At 35.1% G+C, this 7,866-nt stretch carries 8 protein-coding genes; 3 read left to right on the forward strand and 5 right to left on the reverse strand.

Annotated elements, in window-relative coordinates; genetic code table 11:
- Nucleotides 1-291: 291 nt before the first annotated feature.
- On the forward strand, nt 292-951 hold the full coding sequence (locus tag ACIQXF_RS22655; RefSeq protein ID WP_402788008.1) for a hypothetical protein: 660 nt from the start codon (nt 292-294) through the stop codon (nt 949-951).
- A 45-nt stretch (nt 952-996) separates the two neighbouring features.
- On the opposite strand, the gene ACIQXF_RS22660 is transcribed toward ACIQXF_RS22655, so the two are convergent.
- A complete protein-coding gene (locus ACIQXF_RS22660; protein WP_402788011.1) occupies nt 997-1,671 on the reverse strand; it encodes a KinB-signaling pathway activation protein in 675 nt (224 codons plus the stop codon).
- A 149-nt stretch (nt 1,672-1,820) separates the two neighbouring features.
- Here ACIQXF_RS22660 and gerD point away from each other — a divergent pair, with 149 nt between their 5' ends.
- A complete protein-coding gene (gerD, locus tag ACIQXF_RS22665; protein WP_402788014.1) occupies nt 1,821-2,444 on the forward strand; it encodes a spore germination lipoprotein GerD in 624 nt (207 codons plus the stop codon).
- A gap of 64 nt (nt 2,445-2,508) precedes the next feature.
- On the opposite strand, the gene ACIQXF_RS22670 is transcribed toward gerD, so the two are convergent.
- Nucleotides 2,509-3,564 (reverse strand): P-loop NTPase, encoded by a 1,056-nt coding sequence (locus tag ACIQXF_RS22670; protein WP_402788017.1) that lies wholly within the window; start codon nt 3,562-3,564, stop codon nt 2,509-2,511.
- Between the two features lie 72 nt (nt 3,565-3,636).
- A complete protein-coding gene (locus tag ACIQXF_RS22675; protein WP_402788020.1) occupies nt 3,637-4,350 on the reverse strand; it encodes an N-acetylmuramoyl-L-alanine amidase in 714 nt (237 codons plus the stop codon).
- 291 nt (nt 4,351-4,641) lie between these two features.
- Here ACIQXF_RS22675 and ACIQXF_RS22680 point away from each other — a divergent pair, with 291 nt between their 5' ends.
- Nucleotides 4,642-4,812, forward strand: a complete 171-nt coding sequence (locus ACIQXF_RS22680) for a hypothetical protein (RefSeq protein ID WP_402788023.1) — start codon at nt 4,642-4,644, stop codon at nt 4,810-4,812.
- A gap of 94 nt (nt 4,813-4,906) precedes the next feature.
- On the opposite strand, the gene ACIQXF_RS22685 is transcribed toward ACIQXF_RS22680, so the two are convergent.
- Nucleotides 4,907-5,884: a DUF4822 domain-containing protein gene (locus tag ACIQXF_RS22685; protein WP_402788029.1), complete on the reverse strand. Its 978-nt coding sequence runs from the start codon at nt 5,882-5,884 to the stop codon at nt 4,907-4,909.
- A gap of 669 nt (nt 5,885-6,553) precedes the next feature.
- Nucleotides 6,554-7,714, reverse strand: coding sequence for an acyltransferase family protein (locus ACIQXF_RS22690; protein ID WP_402788026.1), 1,161 nt, complete (start codon nt 7,712-7,714; stop codon nt 6,554-6,556).
- Nucleotides 7,715-7,866 lie beyond the last annotated feature (152 nt).

Genomic DNA, 7,866 nt, shown 5'->3' on the forward strand with positions numbered 1-7,866 from the left:
TGAGCCAGGATCAAACTCTCCATAAAAGAAATTTGATTAGCTCAAATTGTTTTGCTGGCATCTTTATGATGTCCAAAATTTGTTTTGTTCACTAATTCAAGGTTAGCTACTAAAAACTTTATTGATTACGTTTTGCTTGTTCAGTTTTCAAGGTTCATTTTTTTCATTTAATACGTCACCTCTTGGCGACTTATACATAATAACATCGATTATTCATGAAAGTCAACACTAAATCATAAGTTTTTTTAAGAAGTTTATTTTTCTGTTTAAAAATATAGAAACGAGGTTGTTATGATGGTTCGTAAAACGTTGATTTCACTGTTTTTCATCGTAATATTGTTTGTCTTCATAAAGCCAATAAATTCTACTATGATTTCTGTATTTAACATTACTGATGCTCCAGCAGTTGTAACAAAAGGGCATTACGGTACATCACTTATTGTCGAAATTTCTTTCTCTGATGAATCTCTATTGGACTGGCTTAAAACTGTAAAAGAGCCTTATCCGCTTCTATTATTAGATGCTTCCTGGATAGAACGCTCACCCGAGCACATAAAAATCATTCAAGAGCGAAAACTACCAACAGGATTATTAGGACCTGAGGATGTGGTAGATGAACCCATCGATATAGCTTTTGTGCAAAAAGATATTAATATTTACGAAAAACATTTGAAAGAAACACCTCTTTGGTTTGCAACTCGCAATCACCAATATTCGCAACCTTTACAAAAAAATCTATTCCAACAGCAAATAAATATACTTTCCCCTTCTTTAATTTGGAAAGGGGAAAAGGCACCTAAAATACAAAAGGGAGATTTTGTTTTCACCTCTTTACACCAAAATGATCAAGTTTCGTTTAAAGAACTAAATACTTTACTACAACAAAATAAATTTATGTCGATTGAGGAAAATATATTCGGTTATAAAGTTCAAACTAAAAAATCACCATAATAAAAAAGTTGCCTCTCATGAATGATTTCTAGAGGCAACTTTTATTTATGCGTTTTTAGCTTGTTCACGACGTGCTTTACGACGCGCTTCTAATTTTTGACGATCCTCATCAGATTTTGCATTATATTTTGGTAATACTAACAATTGATAGGCATTTACAGCGAGCAACGGGAATAGTAATAGTGCTACATACTCGTTAATATTTTCATCGCGTCCCATTAAAGCGATTGTCCATTCCAATGTTGTAACAACAATCATAAAAAATAATGCAGAAATTAAAACATGTTTCTTTCCTGTTAATTTCACTTTTTGAATGGCTGTTACTACTGCTCCAAATATTAATACAATTAACAAGCCACTATAGAACATCCAGCTTTGTCCATCCTTTATACCCGGTATAAAGCGGAAGAATATAATATCAAAAATAGTAATAGCAATTAATAACAATTGTATCCAATTCCATAATGTCAGTGTTCTAAAAATATTAACTCCTACTTGATGAAGCGTCAAATAGGCAAAAAAACCTGCTTGTGCAATAACACTCATTGTAAACCCTAAGAAGATCATCCATAATAGTCCGGCAAAAAACTCACCCCATTGACCATTTGCTACATATGGTTGGAAGAAATCCCATCGAATAAATAAACTAAATACTCCGTTGACTGCGCCACCAACGAGCATTGCAAAAAAGAAAAACTTTGCCCAATTTCGTATCGTCACAACTAAAAGTCCCCCAATTTCTCAATATATCTGTACTCATTTTAACAATGCCTTGTTAAAAAAGCTATTTCTCATCCTAAGCAATACATAAAGTCATCATAAATGTGAACAATAATTGAAAGAGTCTATCTAGAAAGGACTGATTATTGATGCGAAAATTTTTCTTACTACTAATTCTAATGCTTTTTCTTTCTGCCTGTTCACAAGATAAAGCCTCTACCATGTCCTATGAAGAAATAAAAAAAATAATGATTGACTCTTTACAAACCGAGGATGGTAAAAAGGCGTTGCGAAAGCTTCTAGAGGAACCAAGTTTCCGTGAATTATTGGTTTTGGAGCATGATGAAGTGAAGAAAGCTACCGAAACTACCTTGCTTTCCAAAGAAGCAGAAGACTTTTGGAAGAAAACTTTCGAAGATCCAAAGTTTAAAGAAACCGTAGCAAAAAGTATGCAAAAGCAACAACAGGATATTATGAAGGACTTAATAAAAGATCCTTCTTTCCAAAAGGATATGGAGGCATTCTTTGGTCAGCCAGATATGCAAAAGCAGTTAGAGACCATTCTAAAATCATCCAATATGCGAAAGCAAATGGAGGAAGTTGTAAAGGAAACGATTGAAAGTCCTCTAATGCAATCTAAGTGGCAAGAGCTTATTAAGAAGAGTGGCGGCGAGGCAAGTAAAACCAGTGGTGAGAAAAAAGAAGCTGGCGGCGGGAAAAAGGAAGCTGGCGGTGAAGGTTCTGGTGGCGGAGGCTCAGACTCGGAGCAATAGGCACACAATAACTCTTTATATTTAAAAACGGATTTCCTCCATTGTTTGAGGAAATCCGTTTTCATTATTTATTTAATTTATTGATGATTTTCGACGCGATGTCTAAATAAATTTGTCCTGTTGAGTGTTTTTCGGCATAAACAGAAGGTGCGAAATCTTCGTCTGACCAGTCAGGTTGACCAAGTGGAATTTGGCCAAGTAGCTCTGTACGTAGTTCATCTGCTAATTTAGGACCTCCACCTTGTCCGAACACAAATTCACGATCACCGGACTTAGATTCGTACCATGCCATATTTTCAATAACACCTAAAATTTCATGATCTGTTTGTAGTGCCATTGCACCTGCACGAGCAGCAACAAATGCTGCTGTTGGATGCGGTGTAGTTACGACAATTTCTTTTGATGAAGGTAGCATTTGGTGAATATCTAATGCAACATCACCTGTACCTGGTGGTAAATCTAATAGAAGATAGTCTAGCTCGCCCCATTCTACATCACGGAAGAATTGATCTAGCACTTTTCCTAACATTGGTCCACGCCATACAATTGGTGCATTATTTTCAACAAAGAAGCCCATTGATATCATTTTCACACCAAAGCGATCAACAGGGAAAATTCGATTGTCTACCACTTTTGGCATATCCGTAACACCCATCATATCAGGTACACTGAATCCATAAATATCAGCATCAATTAAGCCGACCTTCTTACCTAGACGAGCTAATGCAACAGCTAAGTTAACTGATACTGTAGATTTCCCTACACCGCCTTTACCAGAGGCAATTGAAATAACCTGCACCGTGCTAAGTGGAGATAAAATATCCTGCGCCTCAGCCTCAGTTGCTGTACCACGGAAGCTTTGTAGTTTTTCTGCTGACTGCTCTTCAAAGCGAATACCAACTGTATTTGCACCCGCTTCTTTCAAAACATCAACAATTTTCATTTGAAGTTGTAATTGTTCAGGTGTATTTGTTTTAGCAATCGCAATTTTCACACTGACATGATTCTTCTCTTCTTTTATTGCTACATTTATAATACCATCTGTTTCTGCAAGTGATTTATGTAAAAATGGATCTTGTAGTTGTCCTAATATTTCTCGTACTTGTTTTTCAGTAATCACAACGAACACTCCCCTTATATTATCTCAATGTTAGTATATCATAATGATTTGATTTTCGTTGTAGATGTTGCTCTATTCAATTTTAGCTAATAAATACTCTTCTATACCTTCAACAATAGCATCTGCCATTTTTTCTTGGTATTTCTTATCAGTTAATAGTGCACGTTCCTCATCATTACTTATAAATCCTGTTTCAACTAGAGCAGCAGGTACCTCAGCTTTTTTCAGTAAATATATTTGCTTTATAGACAGTGCTTCTCGGTCAGTATTTTTCAAATTAGTACGGATTGATTCTTGAATGTTTTTTGCTAATAATTCACCGTCAGCATGTCCTTCTTTATGATAAAACACCTGTGCACCACGCCATTTTGTTTCAGGAATGGCATTCGCATGAATTGTAATAAAAATATCGGGCTTTTCTTTTTCAACAATATCTTTTCTTAAAAAAATGTCCTGCTTTTTTCTCTCCCTTAATGTACCAAATTTTTCTGACGGCGCGTGCTCATCTATAACATCTCCATCTTTTGTTCGTGTCATTACAACTACTGCGCCTTTTTTCTTTAGCTGCTTCTCTACATGCTGAGCAATTGCAAGTGTAATGTCCTTTTCAATTACTTCGCCCTTTGAAGCCCCTCCATCCTGACCGCCATGTCCCGCATCAATGACAATTTTTATGCCACCAAGTGGGTCTGGTAAGAAGAAGTTACGGTCCGAAGCATTCGTTTCATATGCCACGACCACTATACTCATCAGCATAATTACTCCTAGTGCAAGCCAGCGCTTCACCCATATACACCACCCTTTTACATTTAGTGTACGAAGTTAGTGAATGAACTATGCCAGAAAGTAAAAAAAACTCTCAAGTAATCAATTATGACTCGGCATAATTGCGTCCGGATTCGGATTTGTGCTTAGGCCTGCACGAGGGCTGACACGATGTCGGTCATTTCGGTAATGCCACAGGACGTGGCGTTTTTACCGATGCAGGTCAGTTAGCCGTTATCGCATGGATGCGATGATTTTAGGTTAACATCCTATGTGAACTCCTTCCTGATTCCGTGACATCCACCGGAGGCTTTGGGCCAATGTGATGTTGGTCGCTCAGTCGTTGCCACAGGATATGGCGTTCTTAGACTGAGTTCTTCTATTTCAGCAGGTGTCTTTTGTACCGAAAGCGTAGCGACAGGTACAGGTGTTTGGACACCCGCTGAAAGTAATCTAAACCCGCATTTATCTCACCAACTATAGAGGTGGGAGACTTCTGCTGAAAGAAGTTAAAATTGAGAGTTTGATTTGTAGTAGAAGATACTTTTCAAATAACGATCAAACACATTAAGGTCCGTTATTTTAATGTAAATTCCGGATTAAACTTACCTTTATAAGGTTCATGCTCGACAAATACTGTAATATCCTTACCATCTTTGTCCTTACCAGTTCTTAAATAAGTGAATTTATTCTTATTAAGTTCAGTAATCTCAAGTACAGCCCCATATTTATTTTCACCTATCGAAACATGAGCTCTTAGCTTATTTCCATGGATAACATTAAAATAACCATAGTCCCCACGACTTTCACCCGTTTCAGGATTAAAAAATTCATATCTATTTGTATCTGCATCATATTTAGCTATGCTAATATAATTCAAATTATATTGTGTTACATCATTTCCGCTTGCATCTAAAACAACTGTTCCTTGCCATAGTGTATCAGCTAAGATTTTATCTCCAACAACATCTTTAACAATAGTTCCTGTGGAATTTTTTAAAGCCTTGTCTTTCTTAGTAAATGTAAGCTTTTTGTCCTTATAAGGAATATGTTCAACAAATACCTCTACATCTTTTCCATCTGCATCTTTTCCCATTCTTTTATAAGTAAACACATTATTTGTTAGCTCAGTAATTTCTACAATTGCTTGGTAATTTTTCGATTCCGAAATCAATACTCTATGCTTTCCATCATTCGTAATAAAGAAAATACCTTTATCATCACGACTTGCGCCTGTTTTTGCATCAAAAAATTCATAACGCCCTGAATTTGCATCATATTTTGCAAGACCAATAAAATTGGAGTTCTCTGCTGTTAAATCTTTTTTATTTTTATCGTAAACTTTTGTACCTTGCCAGTTTGTGCTACTAAGAATACTGGCATTTGCTTGGCCTTTCGTTATTTCCACTTGCCTTTTATTCGCAGCATTTTCTGTTTTTACTTCCTCCATGTTTTTTACGTTATGTTTATTCTGACATGCAGTAAGTAGTGCAATTGTTGCAAGCGATATTATTAATAGCTTTTTCATATTATTGACCTCCACTTTTTTATTCAGTTACTCCAAAGGCTTCTAAGAAATAACAACCTAAAAGCAGTATCAGCCATTTCTATGGAAAATACACATACCTCGGCAATTTACTCGCTAAAAAGTGTCCTTTATTATCATGGGTAAATACTTGAATTATTGGGAGAGAGAACAATCAATTTTTATGATTGGAACGAGGTTTAAATTTGATATGAACAGTAATTGTTGAAATTCTCTTTAAAAGATTGGAGATGTATCATAAATCACATAAAGAATTCATTCTATATTATTTAAATAATTACATAAAAAAACCTTCCCCGACGTAGCGGGAAAGGTTTGTAAACGTTGATATAACAACGATTAACGTTTTGAGATATATACAGATATATTCTAAGTGTATTGAATACATCATAATCCATTTATATCAACGTTTTGGGAATTGTTATATAGATAAAAATGTATGGCAAAGGATTGAAATTACTTGAACCAATTTGAACCAACAAGATAAATGTTAGTTGAATACATTTTGCTAATATATTCCACTGCTATGTGTACATTTAAAGTCTTTTAATAATGGAGCTTATTAAAGGAAAGCACCCGTTGAACAAGAACCATTATTTTTATGACACATCATTTTCCTATTAAGACAAAAGCCAGCATTAATGCTGGCTTTTTCACTTATCTAAAAATTATTTCCTTTTACATCATTTTTTTGAGGTATGGAATCTTTCGCCATACAAAATGACTTAGCAAAAAGCTTAGAATGATTCCTAAAAATACTGTTATAAGAAATTTAGTCCAGACTGATATTGGTAGGTCATTCAATGTATATTGAAGGAAGACTACTACTGGGACATGGATGAAATAAACAACAAATACATTGTTTGCTAACATCTTTGACCAACGATTAGCGCCGTTAACTTTCTCTCTAAATAAAATTAGAAGACCGATTACAAGTGAAATACACAGTAACGTCTCAATTAATGATCGAGCCAACGAACCGAAGTTTTGTCCACCCTTTAAAAGAAAAGGATCTATCGTATTTCCTCCAAAATACAAAATGGTCACTATTAATATTCCAATAACAAGCCAGATGTATCCTGCTCTCGCACTCATAGTTAAAAACCATTTACGATGATAAGCCATAATGCCTAAACAAAAGAAACTCACATACTGTGGTACATGTGCAAATTCAGTTTGAATAAATCCTAAAAAAGCTGTCCAATGATCAATAGGAAACCATATCCTTGTAATAAAAGTCACTAAACTAACGACCAACCACAGGGAGAGAATCTGATAAACCTTAATGTTTCTATCAGACTTTTGTGTGAATTTCTTAGATGTAAAGAAGGTCCAGACCGAAAACACAATCGCATACACAAGTAAATGCTCTAAAAACCATAAATGGCCAAATTGCATATCAGGCCATGATGGCCCAGTCCAATTCGCGGGTTCATTACCAAGTCCAAAAAATATATTAACATAGTAAGAAAAAAATGGGATGGGTTCATAATCTCTGAAATTAATGTAATATAAATACATCAGAATAGGAATCATCACGAGAAATCCCAGTAGTAATGGAATACCAATTCTAATAAGCCGTTCTTTTAAAAACCGTTTCGGCCCTTTTCTTGAGATTGATTGGGGGAGAAAATAGGCTGATAAAAAGAAAAACAAACTCATAAAAAATGCTGCATTTACAGAGAAAAATCTGCCCAACCAATTGATAGATTCATCATCCCAAAAAAACCACCAACCACCTGGTCCATAAGCTTGTCCAGCATGGTGAGCTACTACAAGCATAATCAAAGCTATTTTTAAATTATCGATGAAATATAAACGATCACTCTCTTTTTTCACCTATAAACTCCTTTCCCATTAGAAGTTACACTGAGATAATATCAATGTATTTAATATGGTTCATCACCGTAACTTGGGGTTGACCTAATAATAATTCAAAAATTTTACATTTAAAGGTAGAATAAAAGCGAAAACTCACGTATCGTAATTGT

The organism is Lysinibacillus sp. NPDC097231, assembly GCF_044761885.1.
Lineage (GTDB): Bacteria > Bacillota > Bacilli > Bacillales_A > Planococcaceae > Lysinibacillus.